This window comes from Azospirillum palustre (assembly GCF_002573965.1).
GTDB lineage: Bacteria > Pseudomonadota > Alphaproteobacteria > Azospirillales > Azospirillaceae > Azospirillum > Azospirillum palustre.
The window spans coordinates 350,556-366,904 of the sequence record NZ_PDKW01000037.1 but is presented as its reverse complement, the minus strand read 5'-3'; the positions used below and the strand labels follow the sequence as shown (position 1 = coordinate 366,904).

Annotated in this window: 23 protein-coding genes; 14 read left to right on the top strand and 9 right to left on the bottom strand. The window is 61.4% G+C overall.

Annotated features, from left to right (window positions below):
* A partial coding sequence (locus CRT60_RS03580) for a hypothetical protein (RefSeq protein ID WP_161957968.1) occupies positions 1-1,309 on the top strand: 1,309 nt, incomplete at its 5' end.
* Between the two features lie 7 nt (positions 1,310-1,316).
* Here CRT60_RS03580 and CRT60_RS03575 read toward each other — a convergent pair.
* Positions 1,317-1,811: a Wadjet anti-phage system protein JetD domain-containing protein gene (locus tag CRT60_RS03575; RefSeq protein ID WP_161957967.1), complete on the bottom strand. Its 495-nt coding sequence runs from the start codon at positions 1,809-1,811 to the stop codon at positions 1,317-1,319.
* Positions 1,812-2,009: 198 nt separating this feature from the next.
* A protein-coding gene (locus tag CRT60_RS03570; RefSeq protein WP_098735062.1) for an IS3 family transposase occupies positions 2,010-3,148 on the bottom strand; the annotation gives its coding sequence in 2 pieces (ribosomal slippage) (positions 2,010-2,893 and positions 2,893-3,148; 1,140 coding nt in all).
* A 73-nt stretch (positions 3,149-3,221) separates the two neighbouring features.
* Here CRT60_RS03570 and CRT60_RS35455 point away from each other — a divergent pair.
* The gene (locus tag CRT60_RS35455; RefSeq protein ID WP_143273061.1) at positions 3,222-3,530 is read left to right on the top strand and encodes a hypothetical protein; all 309 of its coding nucleotides are present in this window, start codon (positions 3,222-3,224) and stop codon (positions 3,528-3,530) included.
* Positions 3,527-3,649: a hypothetical protein gene (locus CRT60_RS37460; protein WP_280177194.1), complete on the top strand. Its 123-nt coding sequence runs from the start codon at positions 3,527-3,529 to the stop codon at positions 3,647-3,649. Before CRT60_RS35455 ends, CRT60_RS37460 begins: the two co-directional genes overlap by 4 nt.
* A 520-nt stretch (positions 3,650-4,169) precedes the next feature.
* Here CRT60_RS37460 and CRT60_RS03565 read toward each other — a convergent pair.
* The gene (locus tag CRT60_RS03565; protein ID WP_098735061.1) at positions 4,170-4,682 is read right to left on the bottom strand and encodes a helix-turn-helix domain-containing protein; all 513 of its coding nucleotides are present in this window, start codon (positions 4,680-4,682) and stop codon (positions 4,170-4,172) included.
* 550 nt (positions 4,683-5,232) lie between these two features.
* Here CRT60_RS03565 and CRT60_RS36090 point away from each other — a divergent pair.
* A complete protein-coding gene (locus CRT60_RS36090) occupies positions 5,233-5,379 on the top strand; it encodes a hypothetical protein (protein WP_161957966.1) in 147 nt (48 codons plus the stop codon).
* A 258-nt stretch (positions 5,380-5,637) separates the two neighbouring features.
* Here CRT60_RS36090 and CRT60_RS03560 read toward each other — a convergent pair whose 3' ends face one another.
* On the bottom strand, positions 5,638-6,021 hold the full coding sequence (locus CRT60_RS03560) for a hypothetical protein (protein WP_143273057.1): 384 nt from the start codon (positions 6,019-6,021) through the stop codon (positions 5,638-5,640).
* Positions 6,022-6,893: 872 nt separating this feature from the next.
* Between CRT60_RS03560 and CRT60_RS03555 the strand changes: the two genes are divergently transcribed.
* From CRT60_RS03555 to CRT60_RS37725, 3 genes are all read left to right on the top strand, one after another.
* Positions 6,894-7,088, top strand: a complete 195-nt coding sequence (locus CRT60_RS03555) for an addiction module toxin, HicA family (protein ID WP_098735059.1) — start codon at positions 6,894-6,896, stop codon at positions 7,086-7,088.
* Between the two features lie 244 nt (positions 7,089-7,332).
* A complete protein-coding gene (locus CRT60_RS03550; protein WP_098735058.1) occupies positions 7,333-7,758 on the top strand; it encodes a type II toxin-antitoxin system HicB family antitoxin in 426 nt (141 codons plus the stop codon).
* Between the two features lie 169 nt (positions 7,759-7,927).
* Complete coding sequence (locus tag CRT60_RS37725; RefSeq protein ID WP_425290392.1) at positions 7,928-8,191, top strand: integrase core domain-containing protein; 264 nt, start codon at positions 7,928-7,930, stop codon at positions 8,189-8,191.
* 903 nt (positions 8,192-9,094) lie between these two features.
* Here CRT60_RS37725 and CRT60_RS03540 read toward each other — a convergent pair.
* The 5 genes from CRT60_RS03540 to CRT60_RS03525 all read right to left on the bottom strand — a co-directional run bounded on the left by CRT60_RS03540 (position 9,095) and on the right by CRT60_RS03525 (position 11,393).
* Complete coding sequence (locus tag CRT60_RS03540) at positions 9,095-9,445, bottom strand: HNH endonuclease (protein ID WP_098735056.1); 351 nt, start codon at positions 9,443-9,445, stop codon at positions 9,095-9,097.
* A gap of 448 nt (positions 9,446-9,893) precedes the next feature.
* Entirely contained in the window at positions 9,894-10,091 is a 198-nt protein-coding gene (locus CRT60_RS03535) for a hypothetical protein (RefSeq protein ID WP_098735055.1), read from the bottom strand.
* Positions 10,092-10,249: 158 nt separating this feature from the next.
* The gene (locus CRT60_RS36085; RefSeq protein WP_161957965.1) at positions 10,250-10,402 is read right to left on the bottom strand and encodes a hypothetical protein; all 153 of its coding nucleotides are present in this window, start codon (positions 10,400-10,402) and stop codon (positions 10,250-10,252) included.
* A gap of 99 nt (positions 10,403-10,501) precedes the next feature.
* Positions 10,502-10,957 carry a helix-turn-helix domain-containing protein gene (locus tag CRT60_RS03530; RefSeq protein ID WP_244592239.1) on the bottom strand — a complete coding sequence of 152 codons (456 nt, stop codon included), beginning with the start codon at positions 10,955-10,957 and terminating at the stop codon, positions 10,502-10,504.
* Between the two features lie 244 nt (positions 10,958-11,201).
* Entirely contained in the window at positions 11,202-11,393 is a 192-nt protein-coding gene (locus CRT60_RS03525) for a helix-turn-helix domain-containing protein (RefSeq protein WP_244592249.1), read from the bottom strand.
* A 158-nt stretch (positions 11,394-11,551) separates the two neighbouring features.
* Between CRT60_RS03525 and CRT60_RS35450 the strand changes: the two genes are divergently transcribed.
* The 7 genes from CRT60_RS35450 to CRT60_RS03495 all read left to right on the top strand — a co-directional run bounded on the left by CRT60_RS35450 (position 11,552) and on the right by CRT60_RS03495 (position 16,299).
* Positions 11,552-12,046, top strand: coding sequence for a hypothetical protein (locus CRT60_RS35450; protein WP_143273055.1), 495 nt, complete (start codon positions 11,552-11,554; stop codon positions 12,044-12,046).
* A gap of 140 nt (positions 12,047-12,186) precedes the next feature.
* Positions 12,187-12,429 (top strand): type II toxin-antitoxin system Phd/YefM family antitoxin, encoded by a 243-nt coding sequence (locus CRT60_RS03520; protein WP_193548400.1) that lies wholly within the window; start codon positions 12,187-12,189, stop codon positions 12,427-12,429.
* Between the two features lie 441 nt (positions 12,430-12,870).
* Positions 12,871-13,845, top strand: a complete 975-nt coding sequence (locus tag CRT60_RS03515) for a CobW family GTP-binding protein (RefSeq protein ID WP_098735139.1) — start codon at positions 12,871-12,873, stop codon at positions 13,843-13,845.
* Positions 13,846-13,882: 37 nt separating this feature from the next.
* The gene (gene nthB / locus CRT60_RS03510) at positions 13,883-14,605 is read left to right on the top strand and encodes a nitrile hydratase subunit beta (RefSeq protein ID WP_098735052.1); all 723 of its coding nucleotides are present in this window, start codon (positions 13,883-13,885) and stop codon (positions 14,603-14,605) included.
* Between the two features lie 15 nt (positions 14,606-14,620).
* Positions 14,621-15,241: a nitrile hydratase subunit alpha gene (nthA, locus tag CRT60_RS03505; protein ID WP_098735051.1), complete on the top strand. Its 621-nt coding sequence runs from the start codon at positions 14,621-14,623 to the stop codon at positions 15,239-15,241.
* 19 nt (positions 15,242-15,260) lie between these two features.
* Positions 15,261-15,617, top strand: coding sequence for a nitrile hydratase accessory protein (locus CRT60_RS03500; protein WP_098735050.1), 357 nt, complete (start codon positions 15,261-15,263; stop codon positions 15,615-15,617).
* A 28-nt stretch (positions 15,618-15,645) separates the two neighbouring features.
* Positions 15,646-16,299, top strand: coding sequence for an energy-coupling factor ABC transporter permease (locus tag CRT60_RS03495; protein WP_098735049.1), 654 nt, complete (start codon positions 15,646-15,648; stop codon positions 16,297-16,299).
* Positions 16,300-16,349: the final 50 nt, after the last annotated feature.

Genomic DNA, 16,349 nt, shown 5'->3' with positions numbered 1-16,349 from the left:
CAATTCGGGTGGGCGGTTTCGCCGAAACGGTGGGCGCTTTCAACCGAAACGCCTGGGCGAATTCGCCGAAATACGCAACCAGGATCAGATCATCCTTAAACGGCAGGCGTGGCGGGACAGGAAATCCACTGATTCCACCATCCAGGATTTTTGCCGGGAAGCCCGCGCCTTTGTTGAAAGGACGTTGGTCAAGTTCCTGAACGAGGGGGAAACCCCCGTCCATGATCACCCGACCTTACAGCCTTTGGGCAAGCGGTTGCGCACGTTGACCGGAGACGCGGTGCTGCCACACTCGCGCGAACCGTTCAAAGCTATCCTTTCCCTGTTGCCCGACGGAGCGCCCGATAAGGAGGTTCTTGGCGAGGCTTTGAATTGGTCCGTCCATTTCCAATCTGAGGACATGCGCCAGAACCATGCGCAGGTGGTGGACGACATGCTTGATGCATTCCTCGAACGCCGGGAACAATGCCTTGCCATCCTGCATCACTGGCCCGAAGAGGCGCCGAAGAAGGACGCCAGGGTCGTTCCATTCCCGAATGCCCGTGCCCCGGCACGCTCTATCCAAATCGTGGGACAACTTGCCGCAAGCGATGGAGAGGGTGCCCCAGCGGACGAGCCGCCTCCCGACGCCGAACTGCTGAGGATCGAACCGGATCGGCACTCCATATTCTCAGTCGGTGCAGCGGCGAAATGGCTGCCCTCGCCAATCGATGCAGGCACCCTGCTGATTGTGGAACCGCTGACCGGCAAGCCGCGTGCCCATGATCTGGTGTTGGCCTGGGACACGGTGGCGGGCAAAGCCTTGGTCGGCTGGTGCGAGCTGGAAACTGAGGCTGAGCGGATCGTCCTGTCTGGCTACGCCGGTCACTTGCACAAGGTGTATCCGCGGGAGGGTGTAGAACTGCGCCGCGTCGTGTGTGGTCTGTTCGGCGCCTTACCCCAGGCCAGAAAGCCATGCGAGCCCGTAGATATGACGGACGGGCTGCTGCCCTTGCTCCGTGCGTTGGAAATCTCCCAGGGCGACAGTGCGGAACCCTTGTTGCGCAAAGGCGACAAGGCCCTGGTCGGGCGGAGTGTTCGGCTCGATGAGTTGGACAGCCATCCTGCGCCCGCCTTCGCCTTTCGCTTGAGTGATGATACCCAGGTGCTGAAGCGCCTGGATCGCCATTGCTCCATCCCTGGTCACCGACAGCTTCTGCCGGTCGGAGACAAGGGCAGCGGCCACGTCGTGGCATCCACCCCAGGAGGGGCAAGTGGTGCTCCGCACATCGTGTGCGCCTTTCCGCTGATTGGCTTCTGGCGCAATTGAATGCGGCTCATTGCCACTGCGCGGGAGTGCCGGCCAAGGGACTTTGCGGGTCCAACTCCTCCTGCTCCATCGGCACAAAGGCAGGGTCGGCAAGATGCCGGCAAAGCTCGTCGACGGCTGCGTCGCTCCAGGCATCCACTCCCATCAGGTGCGGACGCAGCGGGCGGTCGATGGAGCGGGCGATGTGTTGAAGGATCCGCACGCCGTCCGCATCAATGTCGCCCCAATGGAAGAACGGCACATCGGCGGGCAGCAGCGCATCCATGCGCCGGATGGCCTTCAGCGTCGCAAGGGCAGGAAAGCCGCCAGAGTACAGGACGATGCTGGAATCCTCCACCTCTCGCACATGCCGGTTGAAGGACGCCAGATTCTCGATCACGAGGAAATATTCTGGTCGTCCGGCGACCGCCAGGGTTTCCAGCCATTCCGGCGGCACTCCGACATAGGGCCGTCCATCCAGCAGCTTCCCGCCGGGCAGGCACAGCGATCCGCGCAACAGCACCGGCTGGGGAAATTTCTCGAGGCCGAAAGCGGCGAGAGCTTCGCGCGGGGGAGCGTTGGGAAGGTCGAAACGCTTGCGCAGGGCGCGTGCTAGGCGCGGCGGGAGAAGGTCCGCATGTCGACCCATTCACACCGAACTGAGCTGGTCCCCGTTTCCCGGACAGTTTGGCGGCTGGAATAAGCTTGGTTCAGGTTCGTGTCACGCCGCCAATCTGATCCGGTCCAGTGTGCCCTCGTAGGCCTCTGCCGGGGTTCTGCCGCCGAGCGCTGAGTGCGGGCGTTCGGCGTTGTAGTAATCGATCCAGCGGCCGATCCCGGCTCTGGCCTCGCTGCCCGTTTCGAAGGCGTGGAGGTAGACGCATTCGTATTTCATCGATCGCCACAGCCGTTCGATGAAGACGTTGTCCATCCAGCGGCCGCGCCCGTCCATCGACACCCGAATGCCGGCCGCGGTCAAGAGGCCGGTGAGGCGCGGGCTGGTAAACTGGCTGCCCTGATCGGTGTTGAAGATGTCCGGCCGGCCGTAGCGTGCCATCGCCTCCTCCACGGCCTCGATGCAGAACGCGACGTCCATGGTGTTCGACAGCCGCCAGCTCAGGACCTTGCGTGTCGCCCAGTCCATCACCGCCACCAAGTACAGAAAGCCGCGGCGCATGGGAATGTAGGTGATGTCGCTGCACCACACCTGATCGGGGCGGTCGATGGTCAGGTCGCGCAGCAGGTACGGCCAGATCTTGTGTTCGGGATGCGGCACGGTCGTCTTCGGGCGCTGGTAAACCGCCTGCAAGCCCATCCGCACCATCAGGCGGCGAACCCGCTTGCGGTTGACCTGATGGCCGTGCCGGCGCAGATGCCGGGTCATCTGCCGGCTGCCGTACCAGGGCGTTTCCAGGAACTGCTCGTCGATCAGCCGCATCAGCTCCAGGTTCGCGGCCGGCTCGCCTTTGGCCGGTCCGTAGTAGCTGGACCGGCTGATCGAAACCAGCTCGCACTGTCGGGTGATCGACAGACGTGGATGATCCGCCTCAACCAGCTCCCGCCTCCGACCGATGCTCATCGACCGGAGGCCTTGCGCAAAAAATCCCGCTCCACGACCAACTGGCCGATCATCGCGTGCAGCTTCTCCACCTCGCCCTGATGGCTGGATTCAGCGGCTTCCGCCTTGCTGGAGAACACACCCGCCATCCCCTCCATCGCCTGCTTCTTCCAAGCGTTGATCAGCGTCTGGTGCACGCCGTGCTTGGCCACCAGTTGCGACACCGTCAACTCGCCTCGGATCGCCTCCAGCGCCACCTTCGCCTTGAACTCCGCCGAATACCGCTTCCGCTTCCCCGTCATCGGGTCCGTCCTTCTTCCTGGGCGAACCAAGCTTATCCGAATGTCCGGGAAATGGGGACCAGCTCAGCTGAAGATGATCAAGCAGTTCAACGTGATATTATGCAGTGATGCAAACAAAAAACATTTTGACAACGCCGATCTTATGCCTCTTGGCATCGCATTTTCGACTGATCCCGCTCGGAATTGGGTCTTCCGGTTAAAAGATGGTCAAGACCCCGGTATTTGTTTGCCGGTCTCTTTACTTTTTTATTTGTCGTGGGGCAGGTCGTGGGGCCATGATTTTCTCACCACCGCCGGGCAGTCCGGTGGGCAGCAGCGGGGGGCCGTCTCCAAACCACCCCCCGCCGCGAGCACTGAAACCAAACAGGACACATACCGATGAGCACGACGTTGAGAACCCTCTACCGCCGCCTGATCCGCCACCGCCGCCGCCTGACCTGGTTTGCCCAGGGCCTGCGGTTCGTCGGGTCGATCATCTTCTTCATCCGCAGCGTGACCTGATCGGCTGACCGCCGCCGGCCGGGTCTGGAACACCCGGTCGGCGGTGGGGTCAGTATGCGGTGCCCGACGGTCTCCCGCAAGGGAGGCGCCGGTTCGGCGTCCGGATTGACCGTCAGGGGTATTGAGTGGCGAGCCGGAACAGGCCTTCTGCCCAACGGCCGCCGACAGGCAGATTGATCGAGTCCCGGAGCTTGATCCACTCGTCGCGGTCGCGGTCTGGCACCGTTTTCGCTGCATAGGGGTCACTACACGAAATGCGCAGATTGTCCGGGAGCTGAGAACACGGTGAGAACGCAGGTGCACCCGCACTGACCGAGGTTCGCTTTGCCGGGTCCAGCCCGGTCAAGCCGGGTTTCAACCTCTGGGGGCTGGCTGCGAGGCGGTCACCCACAAGATGTTGACCGGAGGCGGTTAGGAAGGCCCGACAGCGGTCCCGCTCCGCTTGCACCCATGCCAGATATTCTGGCATGCCCCAACCGGGCCAAGGGGCCGGCGCGATGTGAGCGCCCTTGCCATGCCTTCAGCCTTTCCGCGGCTTGGCCAGCTTGGCCCACATTTGGCGGGTTCTGGCGCGGGCGATCGTTCCGCCCAGGATCATGTCGCGGCCGCGGGTGAAGATCTGGCCTTCCAGCGTGTTGATGTTCTCCCGCTCGGCGCGGTCGTTGAGGCTGGTCATCACCGCGTCGGCCAGGGCCTCGATTTCGGAGCTGGCCTCCATCACGTCCTCGACGGCCGTCGCCAGGGCTTGGTTGTTGATGGCGTCGATCCGCTTGGCCTCGTCGGCGATCCGTTCGAAGGCGGCGAGGTGGCGCTGGGCGGCGCCGGCGATGCCATCGCCGAGGTAGCCCTGCAGGCGGGTGATGTGCCGGTCGGTGGCGTCCAGGCATTGGGCGACGGTTGCGGGGGAGACGGGGACCTGGCCGGTGGCGAGCTTTTCGACCAGCGACAGGGACAGGCCGGTGCGGTCGGCGGCAACGGGGCGGCTCCAGCCGGTTTCAGCGAGCCACGCTTTGAAGTCGAATGGGGCAGTCACGGGACAGGTACTCCAACAGGGGCGGCGACGCCGCGATGGCACTGGATCCACCTTGCTGCATTTCCATCATAACGGCAAGATAATTTGCGGCTATCACATCATTTGCGAGGCGTGTCTTGCCAGGATCACGCTGGTAAGGATCGTCCACGTCGCTGCCGGATCCTAGTGCCGTTCGCGCCGTTGCGCGGAATGTCGCTGTTGGCGTCGTTGGCGTCGTTGTCGCCGTTGTTGACGATAACGCCGTAAAGTACGCGTGCGGCATCATCGTGTTGTTATGCCACGATGCAAACTTACAAAACATTTTGACTTCGCCGTTACCCGCTGGTTCGCGCGTCGTTCTTGATGCGTTAGATGTGTGTCCGCGATACGGCCCCAGAAATCCCACGAATGCACGTCACGTCTTGTAAGAGGACGGTTTTTTATTATTGCGGGCGGGCTGGGGACTTCGCCATCATGGGGTCAGCTCACCGGATCGACCGGGGGCGGCCGCGGGGGAAGGTTTGGACGCCACACCCCCCGCGGCCAGACCGAAAACCACTAGGAGACCACAATGAAAACGAAGCTCTTCATCATCTACCGGCGGCTGGGCCGCCACCGCCGCCGCATCGCCTGGATCGCTCTGGGCCTGCGGCTGATTGCGAGCATCATCATCTTCATCCCAGCCTGGCCTAGCTGGCGGCCACCGGCCGGGGGGTGACGCCCCCGGCCGGTGGTTCTCCACAGTATGGGGGCGGCTGGGGGCATTCGGCAAGGGAGCTGGCCGGCCCCGCCCGGCTGGATCTGGAAACACCAAGGGGCGCCCGGAGGCGCCCCTGTGGGTGGGACCTTTAAGATGGCGGCGGAGCCATTTTAAACTCTGGCCGTCCCTGGGCCGTGGGCTGACCTTGGACGCAGGTTGCATCCTGCCGCAAGCCCTTTCCCGTCATGCGGGTGGCTTTCGGGCAGGCGGTGGCGGTCAGTCGCGGCCCCAGGCCCAGCCGGCCACGGTCGCGACGGCGCAGAGCGCCAGGCCGCCCCACTGCCCGGGGTCGGTGGCGTACCAGGGTAGATTGGTCTCGTCGATCACAGAACCGGTATAGGACAGCACGGACGGGACGGTGGCGGCGGCTTGGCCCCAGACGTCGAGCCAGGGCCAGATGACGAACCACACGATGCCGGCGACGGCGGGCAGCAGGGCGGCCAGGGTTTGGGCGCTGGTGCGTTCGGCCAGGAGCCACCAACTGGCGCCGGTGACAAGGAGGATGGGCAGCACGGCGCGGCGGGCCATGTCGAGGACCAGCCAGCCGTCGAGCCCGGCCCCGCCGGACAGGAAGGCGATGGCGAGCCAGGCAGTGCCCACCAGGAGGGTGACTTTGCGAAGAAGCGAGAACAGATCGTCCATTCAATCCTCTGTGAGGGGGGATGAGGGCACCGCCTGGGAGGGGGAACGGTGACGGCCGATGACCGGGGCGTGCTTGTCCGTGCCCGATCACCCGCCGCGCCTTCAGGATCGTCCGAACCTGCTTAAAAATGCGTGCTGCCGGAGCGCCGTTCGCGCATGGCTGGCAGTCGCCGGCCTCGGCCGGTGGGTCCGTTTCGACCCCGTCGGCGGAGCGGGCGGATTCAACCGGGGGACGCCGGGATTTGCGCCCTGCCCTACCACATCTTGATTCCGGCCCGACCGGGGCGGATTTCATAATTTCCCGCATCCCGCGAAGGCGTGGCGGACCAAGGGCTTACCGCCCCACAACCGGGGCGCCGAAGTAGCGTTATGACAAACCGGCCGATACAACCGCCCACCGCCAGGACCGCCCCGCCCTCGCGCGCGCGAGGGGCAGAAACGGGGGCGCGGTCCAGCCACGCCGAACGGACGTTATGGTAAGCGGAGATCTACAACTGCGCATCCTGCCCTCGCGCGCGAGGGGACGGGAACACCGATGTCAGCCATCGAAGCATAACTAGGAGTCAGCGAGCCCAGAACAGTTCGCCATCCAGAAAAGGCACAGCCTCATGACCATCGACGCCAACCCGCCGCCTGACCACCACAGCTGCGGCGATCAGGCGGACCTTCACCGCTTACGACCAGATCGACAAGCCCGCCGCCTGAACAACCATAGCCGCGGCGGCCCACCAATCGCTCGGAAGGGAGATTCGGACGAGTTTGTCCGATTACCTCTTGACGGTCGGACAAGTTTGTCCGAATGTCCCCCCATTAACAACGGAGATGGGGGCATGAACTCAGACCAGTTCGCGCGGTGGCTCAAGAGGCAGGGGGTGGAAGTGACCGCCAAGAAGGCCGGTGATGGACACCGAGCCCTCTACAATCCAGCCACCGAGATGATCTCGCAGCTTCCTGTGCACGGCGGATCGAAGCAGCTTCGAACCAGCGTCATGGAGAAGATCAAGAAGGAGTTGGGGCTCAAGTAAGCCCCAACTACCCTTGAAGGACCGGGAGCTGAAAGGCTTCCGGTCCCACCGAGCGGTTAAGGGGGACTATGTGTACCCATATAGGGTAAGACCTATTGAAAAGGCTCCTTGGGTTACTGCCGTCGCCAACTGGTTTGAGATCATAGGTTAAGCTACCTCGCGACCTTGTCTGAGTTCATGCTCCTATCTCTGTTGTTACTACGGTTGTCATGTCTTCACGCTCTATCCTCTCGGAGGATTTTCTATGCTTGCCTATCCTTTAGACTTCGAGGTGCACGACGACGGCATCATCGCCACATTCCCCGATATTCCTGGCTCACTCACCGATGGTGACACTCACGAGGAGGCACTCAGCAACGCTCAGGACGCTCTCGTCTCCATCCTCGGTGAGTACATGGCCCGCCGGAGGGATATCCCTCTACCCTCCGCCGCCGCTGGACGGCCCGTGGTGATGCTGCCAACCCGTGTCGGCCTCAAAGTCGCCCTTTACCGCACCATGCGTGCTGCGGGCGTGACCAACACCGAACTCGGCAGCCGCATCGGCCTGGACGAGCGTCAGGTCCGCCGCATGCTCGACCTACGTCAACGCAGCCTCAGCCCGGACGCGTTCGATCGCGCCTTCGAAGCTCTGGGCAAGGTGGTGAGTGTCGACATCCAGGACGCCGCCTAGCCCCACCCGAACGGCCCGGCCCCTCGCCGGGCCGTTTTGGTTTCGGCGCAGCGTGCGTGAAAGTGGTTACCTGAGACCGGAGAATTCCTCCAAGAATGGGTAGAGTCCGCCATCGAGAGGAGACGGACGCATGAGACGCAGCCGGTTCAGCGAGGAGCAGATCATAGGCATTCTGAAGGAGCAGGAGGCCGGCTGGAAGGAGGACTACAACCACGTCCGGCCGCACTCCGGTCTCGGCGGTGCCACGCCCACCGAGGTCGCCGCGGTCGCAACGCAAGCCGGGCCGGGGCATACCCCCGCCCGGCTTGCCATCACCACCCGCTTTGGGCATCACAACTCAGAGAAACTCTACCCATTCTTGGAGGAATTTCCCGGTCTCAGGTCAAGACGAATTGGGCTTGCGTCAGACGAATCCGGAGAACGGGTGCCGTGAGTTACTGCTTGCTTGCGGGAGCGTCTTTGTCAGTGTTCGACGCCTTGACCGTCTCAGAGACTTGGGCAACGTACTCTTCAAAGTTTCTCACTCTGGTCCAAGCGGCCAAAACGGGTCGACAGGTATTGACGACCAGCAGTGACCCGATGAATGGAACTGCCGCAACCAAAATTCCGCCCAATGGTATGTAAGTCGGGGAGTCTGGGTTTAGGTTAAAAGCCCATCTGTCTAGCGACCAAGATACAAGGTTAGCTAAGAATGCTAACATAGACGTTATTGAAGCAATAAGGGTCGCTTTGATGGACGTTACGAGCATAAGGTGGGTAAGGTCGTTGGGATTATGCTTGTATCTGACAATTTGCTCAAATTCCGCTTTCGTTTTTCTCGATCGGTGAATTGTCCTGAACTTCACCCAAGAATCCAGTTTCTTCTGAAACCACGGAGTCACCATGGCCGTACCGATGCCAACAGGGATCGATACCAAAGCCCCGAGCCACAAATCCCAACTCATATCGCCCTCATAATCGGATTTCGCAGCCAAATTTCTAGGCCGGTTTCATGCCGCCAGAAAACCAATTACCGAAAATTGAACAACGGGAAAACCTTTGTTTCCAGAATGTTATGCAGGCCTTCTTCCAGACTCGTCAGTCACAGCCCATTTCAGAAGTCAGGTGACGGCAGGCGCCTGCGGTTTGGGTGTGCGCTTGCTGGTGTTGCTGGTCTCTGCCGGCCGCTTGGTCGTCACGGCGACTGGCCCCGGCCGCGATGCACTGCGGCAGGAACTCGCCGCATTCGTCGCAAAGGCCCGCCGGTCCGGCTTCGCCGTCGAGGCCGGCCACGGGCACGACGATCTCGTTATGGCACTGGCATTAGCGGCTGCGGGCGTTGTCTCCCCCCTGCGGCCTATCGCTTCAATGGGCCGGCGTTTTGGCGGAAGTTGCACTCGTAGCATTGGGGTTTGATGTTGGCTATGTCGTTGGTGCCACCGTGGTAAACTGGGACGATGTGGCCCTTCGTGATCACTGAGTTGTAGCGCGCCACAGTCGGAAACGGGATGTCCGACCACGCTCGACCGCAGTCTGGGCAGGCGGTGATCGAAGCCTTCAGGGCTTCCCACTCCTTCCGGGTGTGGCTGCCGCCGTTCGCCTTGATCCGAGCGGCTCGCACCTTCGCCCGCGCGTTTCGGCAATCCATGCAGGCGTTATGATTATTGAAGCGGGTTCCACTGCATTTCTTGCAGATGCGTGTGGCCATCCTGATCGTCCCCTCTTGCAGCCCCGGACGTGGCAATCGGCCGTACACTGATCACGATGTTCGACGCAATGAGGTTGCGCTGGTCGAGCATGCTTTCGTTGATCGTTCGCCAGCCCACCATGCGCAAGATGGGGTGATGCCATAGAATGGGCGGAAGTATACGCTAAGGCGCTTTCAGGGGCGTCGGGGTATGGGGAGCAACGGACATGTTGGCGAGTTCGGCAACCCGGTCCCAAGGCGGCTCCAAGCATGGCTTTGGGCCTTGGTTTGAGGCGGGATTTCCCGCGGGTGGCAACAAGCCCGCCGCCGCTCCGGAATTCGCCAACAGTGTCCGCTGCTATTCGGACACTTAAAGGCGGTTTCCAGAATCCTCATCCGATGATCACCCCTGCGGAAACCCGCTGATCTGCTGTCGGTTTTCTGTGCCAAAAGCACCCTTTCTGGACGATTATTCTATGCGATCGTCATCGCGCGGTGCGTTTCCGGCGCCGGACCGGCTCAGGATGTCCTTGGCGCGTCCAGGGGTCGCGCGAGCCGCCCGAGCGGCGAAGTAGCGCGTCGCCTCCGCTTGCGCATCAACGCGCGACGCCAGGGCCGCCTCGTCCTTCAGATCGTCGGGCATGCGGAGGGGAAAGCTGGCCATCATGATCTCCTGAGAGGGTCCACCGGCCGTTCGGTGGCGATTCCGAAAGACCGGCCGCCAGCCGCGAGGTCGGTGATGTTGAAACTTGCGATCATATCGGCCACGCCGTCGATCGTAGTTTCGAGAACATGATCGTCGTCCGGATCGTTCGCCACCGGCTGTCAGCGGTAGTCGAAAGCCACGGGCACGCACAGCGCCGCCAGCGGCATTTGATCATAGACGTGCTGGTCAGCGTCCTTTGCCGCTGTGCGCACCAGATCGGGGGCATACTTGATCACCTCGATCTCATCCTGCTTCAGCGACACCTTCGCCATGAGAGGTTCCTTTTCGCGACACTCTGATCCCTCAGGACCAGATTGTCCATTTTGCCACCGGTTGTACAACTTCGCGGGAGGTGAGTTTCAGCGTGTCGGCTACGCCGACCAGCCGACGCTCTTCTGCGCTACCACAGCGGCCACTAGTTCCGGCTCTCGCTCAATCACCAGAAGCAAAATCTGAGTGGAGGCGTCGGGCTGGGTCCGTCCCTGTTCCCAATCGCGCAGGTGATTGACCGAAAATCCGAAGCGGCCGGCGAATTCTTCCTGGGTCAGGTCAAGCTTGGCGCGGATTCCGCGAACGTTGACACCGCCAGGGGGGTGGATGACGCGCACCAGTTCGGGTGGGGCGTCGGATAGATCAGGGGGAGCGTCAGGGTCCTCAGCGATTTGGCGGGCAATGTCCTCGTCAGTCATGGCATCGATAGCTTCCCAGTCAATATCAGCGAGGGCCGCGGCAATCTGTTCAGGGGTGACGGGTAGATTGATCATCGCGTCTTTACCTCTTGTAATTCGAGGCGAAGTCATTCCCTTTTCCTTCTTGCGATGGATCATGTTGTCGGTATGATCACAGCAATATACTCCAGCCCCTGTTGTTATGAACGCAATATGGACTGCGTATACTAACATCAAGGGAAACTACAGGCATCCCGTATTAAGTGGGATGCAGGTTATTCCATGTGATGGCGCACGCAATCTATCCGCAGGCAAGAATATTTACATAATAAAATTACCATAACGGATAAAAACACGATAATGAAAATGTGAAATCCCCATATCATAGAATGAAAAAATCAATCTACTTTATATACTCTTCAATAAAATGGATGGCTTCATGCGGGTTGAGTCCCAGTGCTTTGCTAAGAGAAAGGAACTCTATCACATCGAGACGTCTCTCTCGGTTCTCGTACTTCGCCACAAACGATTGAGGCCTGCCCAAGCGCTTTGCCAACTGATCCTGTGTCAATCCGGCGTTGTGTCTGGCGCCCACCAGAATCGTGATCAGAGCACGGTAAGCAGGGGTGTGGATGGACTTCACGAGCGGGCGCCGAAGGAGAAAAAGCCGGCACCTCCGCTAAACCCATTTCCGGATTATCCCAAAATCGGATATTGCTCTCTTCCCTTTCCGTGGCTCATGACCACCCCGCTATGACCATGCCATTGCAATCAGATGCCTCACATGTGACCTCAGCTACGAGCAGGGACAATGTTCTCGCTGTTCTTGACGCCAAGCATGCGGAGTTGGACGCACATCGTCGGAAGCTCATGGAGCAATTGGCCAACACCGAGAAAGAGATGGAATTGCTTCAGGGCACCATCCAGTTGCTTTCAAAAGTCATGGTAGCTCCTAGCCCGCCTCATTTCTTTTCATCACCTCTTCGTATGCTTCCAGATTTTCGACGTGGTGAAATCAGGGATTCGGCATTGAGAGTGTTGAGAGAGAAATCCCATCCGTTATCCACGCAGGAAATTGGGAAAATTATATGCTTGCAGAAATCTCTGGATATGAACAAAAGATATTTTAAGACGTTTTGCCTTAGAATAAGCGGCAGCCTGCGCAATGCTGAAAAGGAACGTCTGGTTCATGCTGTGGGGCGAACTGAAACCGGCGCAATTCTTTGGTTTGCACCTGCAGCGGAATGAGCATCGTAGCATGACGAAACCGTCATACTGCTTTCGCTATTGCTCAAGCATCAGGTTAAAATTCGGCAGGAAATATGTAAATAGACCACCACATTAGAATTGGCTTACTCTATGGCGCGAGTTGAAAAAGAGCATGCATCATGACCACTGTGAGTCTCTCCGATGCCAAGGCGCACCTATCGCAGCTCTTGGAGCGTGCTGCAGCAGGCGAGGAAATCATCATTTCCAAAGCTGGCCGTCCGATGGCACGGCTGGTCGCGTTACGCCGTCGCACCACACCCCGACCGCTGGGTCTCCTTCATGGCCAAGTAAGCATGGGCGATGACTTCGACGCGCCTTTATCATGCGAAATGATGTGCTCGTTCCTAGGCAAGACTCCGTGAACTCGGCGAGCGGCGCCATAGCTTGATCGCTCTGTCCCCGGAGGAGCGCATTGTCTGCATGCAGGGGGGCGCCTTTTCCCTGATACCCGTGCTGTCGGTGCGTCCTCGCTCTTATGCTCGAATAGCTTGAGCAACCGGTCGACAATCTTTGCAATAGCTCTGACCTACATTGACATCGCCTGAATGCATTTCCCAGGTGAGTTGTTTTCTTTAGTTTGCCCTCCTGTTCGCACACTCGCTCATCGTTGCAGCCATGGCGGCAAAGCAGTTGGCCGATTCTGATAGGCGCTTTGTCCGGAATTGCCCGCTGCCACATGTTGAGTCAGCGGAAGGTATGCGGTGCAATGTATACCACGGGACGCCGAAGCAGATCGGCCAATCCCCTTGGCACGCTGCAAAGCCAAGGCCGCCCTCCGCAACCTGAAGCAACGGAGCATCGCCATGCGACCGATTCCGGTGACCGTGCTGACCGGATTTCTCGGAGCCGGCAAGACGACCCTGCTCAACCGCATCCTGGCCGAACACGGGGGAGAGCGAACCGCCGTTATCGTCAACGAATACGGAGAACTCGGCATCGATGGACTGCTGGTGACAGCGATAAGCGAGACGGTTGTTGAGCTTAACAATGGCTGCGTTTGCTGCATCGTCCGCGGCGATCTGATCGAAGCGCTGATGAGGTTGGTCGAGGATGAGTGCGGGTTCGATCGGGTGGTGATCGAGACGAGCGGTCTCGCCGATCCGGCGCCCGTCATCCAGTCCTTCGTACTGGATGACGGGCTGCGCCGCCGCTTCGCCCTCGATGCCATCGTCACCGTGGCGGATGCCCGTCACCTGCCCTTGCAACTCGGCCACGACGAGGCACGCGAACAGATTGCCTTCGCCGACGTGATCCTGCTGAACAAGATCGACCTGGAACCCGCCGGTAAACTCGACGCCGTCGAGCGCCACATCCGCCGGCTCAACCCCTTAGCCCGCATCCACCGGACCGAAGCCTGCGTCCTGCCTCTCTCCGAGATCCTTGGGATCGGTGCCTTCGATCTTGCGAACATCCTGCGTCTCGACCCCGATATCCTCGAGGAGCATGAGCACGAGCATGACGCCGGCATCGGCTGCGTGGCCTTGCGCGAGGCCGGGAGGCTCGATCCGGCGGCGGTCGACCGCTGGCTCAATCAGCTCGTGCAGGACAAGGGGCGCGACCTGCTACGCGCCAAGGGCGTGCTGAATCTCGACAGACAAGGGCGCCGCTTTGTCTTCCACAGCGTCCACATGACGTTGGACGGCCGGCCGAGCCGGCCGTGGACGCCCAGCGAGGAACGGCTGAACCAACTCGTCTTCATCGGCCGCCACCTTGATGCCGGAGCGCTTCTGGAGGGACTCCGCGGCTGCAAGGTCCAGGCGGACGATCCTGTTCTCTGACGTTTCCGATTCCGTTCCCCATCTCAGGAACAGTCCAATGAAGCTGCAACATTATCTCGGGGGCCTGGAAGGCTTGGGCCCCATCACGGTCGAAAAGCGCGTGTTCGTGGAAGAGTGGGAAACGCGCATCTTCGGCATTCACACGGCCATGATGGCGCTCAGCCCGCAGTTGCCCTTCCACACCACACCGAGCGCTTTTCACACCGTTTGGACCTGGGCTCATCTGCGCACCGGCGCGGAAGGCCTGAACCCCTTCGATTACTTCAAGTACCGGTACTACGAGAAGTGGCTTGGCGGCATCTGCGGCTACCTGATCGACAACGGCTACATCACGGGGGAGGAGCTGGACGCCCGCACGGCGGAGTATCTCGCCGATCCGGACAAGCCGCTGCCGCAGGGCGGCGCGCCGGAGATCGACCGGCGCGTCGAGCGCTACCTGGCGACAGGGGATTCGCCAAAGCGCGACGTCGCGGTCCGGCCCGACTTCCAGGAAGGCGATACCGTCACGGTCAGGAACGTGCCGACGGTCGACCACACCCGCCTTCCCGGCTTCCTGCGAAACCACAGCGGCGTGGTCGAGACGGTCTATCCGGGGGCCTACGGCTATCTGACCGACACCGGGACCGACGGCATCGGCGCACCGATGCCCGTCTATTGCGTGCGCTTCGAGGCCGAGGAGCTGTGGCCCGGCAACACGGAGCCGAACGTCACGCTCTACGCCGATCTCTATGCCGCCTATGTCGGCAAGCCCGCCGCCTGACAGGAGTTCCCGACCATGACCGATCGCTTTCATCATCCCGATGACCGCGAAACCCGGAGCGCCGCGCGTGTGCGCGCCCTGGAGGCGCTGCTCATCGAAAAGGGCATCATTACCAGCAGGACCGTAGACACGGTGCTGGACGTCTTCGAAACCAAAATGGGTCCGTTCAACGGCGCCAGGATCGTCGCCCACGCCTGGGTCGACCCGGCCTTCAAGACGCGGCTGATCGAGGATGCGCCGGCCGCCATCGCCGAGATGACGGACCTGCCGGAAGGCATGGCCGGTGCCGAGGGCGAACACATGCGCGCCGTGGCGAATGGCGAGGGCGTCCACAATCTGGTCATCTGCACGCTCTGCTCCTGCTATCCCTGGCCGGTGCTGGGGCTGCCACCCTACTGGTACAAGGACCCGACCTTCCGCAGCCGCGCCGCCCGCGAGCCGCGTGCCGTGCTGAAGGAATTCGGGCTGACGGTGCCCGACAGCACCGAGGTCAAGGTCTGGGACAGCAGCGCACAGATCCGCTGGTTCGTCGTTCCCGAACGCCCCGCCGGGACCGAAGGCATGAGCGAAAGCGAACTCGCTGCCCTGGTCACGCCGGAATCCATGATGGGCGTGGCGGTGGCGGCGTCCCCCTGAACCGGCAGGAGAAACGGGCATGCTGACCCGCTTCGAACATTTCGCCCTGACCAGCATGGCCGGGGCCGAGGATTCCCCGCCCCGCGCCAACGGCTCTCTCTGCTTTGCGGAGGAGTGGGAGCGGTCGGTCTTTGGGGTGGCGCTCGCCCTGGCGCGGGAAGGTCATTTCGAATGGGAGGATTTCCGCCGGAACCTGATCGCCGCCATCGGCAACTGGGAGCGGGCTCAGACCCCCGGCGACCCCTCGTGGAACTACTACGAACAGTGGTTGAGCGCCCTGGAGGCGACGATCCTCCAATCCGGTCTCGCGACGTCCGACGAACTGTCGGCACGCATAGCCGCCGCCACTGCGCTCGCCGACACGCAATCGGCCTGATTCCATAGTCAAACATCGGGAGACGTCCATGCACATCGAACCCGGCATGCTGTCCGCCGCCAAGATCGTCGGCGCCGATGCCGCCGTACTCAGCCTTCTCGCCACGCATGTTCCGGCCTTCCTGCGCCGACCGCAGGAATGGATCAAAGCACTCCTGGCGGCCGCCTTCTTCTCGGTCCTCATGGAGGTCTGGCATCAGCCGGTCGGTCCATCGGAGCTGCACTTCATCGGCGCCTCCGCCATCTATTTCGTCTTCGGCTTCCGGGCGACGCTGTTCGGGTTCGGCATCGGCCTTGCGCTGCAGGGACTGCTTTTCGAACCCCAGGATCTTGTGCATCTCGCCGTGAACTCGCTGTCGCTGATGGTGCCGCTGGTCGCCGCTCACACTATGGGCGGAAAGCGCCTGCTGGAGTCCGGCGGGCTGGCCTCGATCCGCTGGGCGTCGGTCCTGCGTTTCGACGCCGTCTATTACAGCGGTGTGGTCGCCATGGTCGGCCTCTGGCTGATGCTGGGCGAACGGGCAACGCCGTTCACGGATTGGGTGGTCTTCGCCGCCGCCTATCTGCCGGTCGTGCTGTGCGAGCCGGCAATCAGTTGTGGACTGCTTCGGGCGCTGGGCCGGTTGGACGCCGGTAATCCGCTGCTTCGCGTTACCACGCTCCGCGGTCCGGCCCTTGTCTGACGATCGACGTGCCGAATAGGATCGGGCGGCCGGGGCAGTTCGGCCGCCCG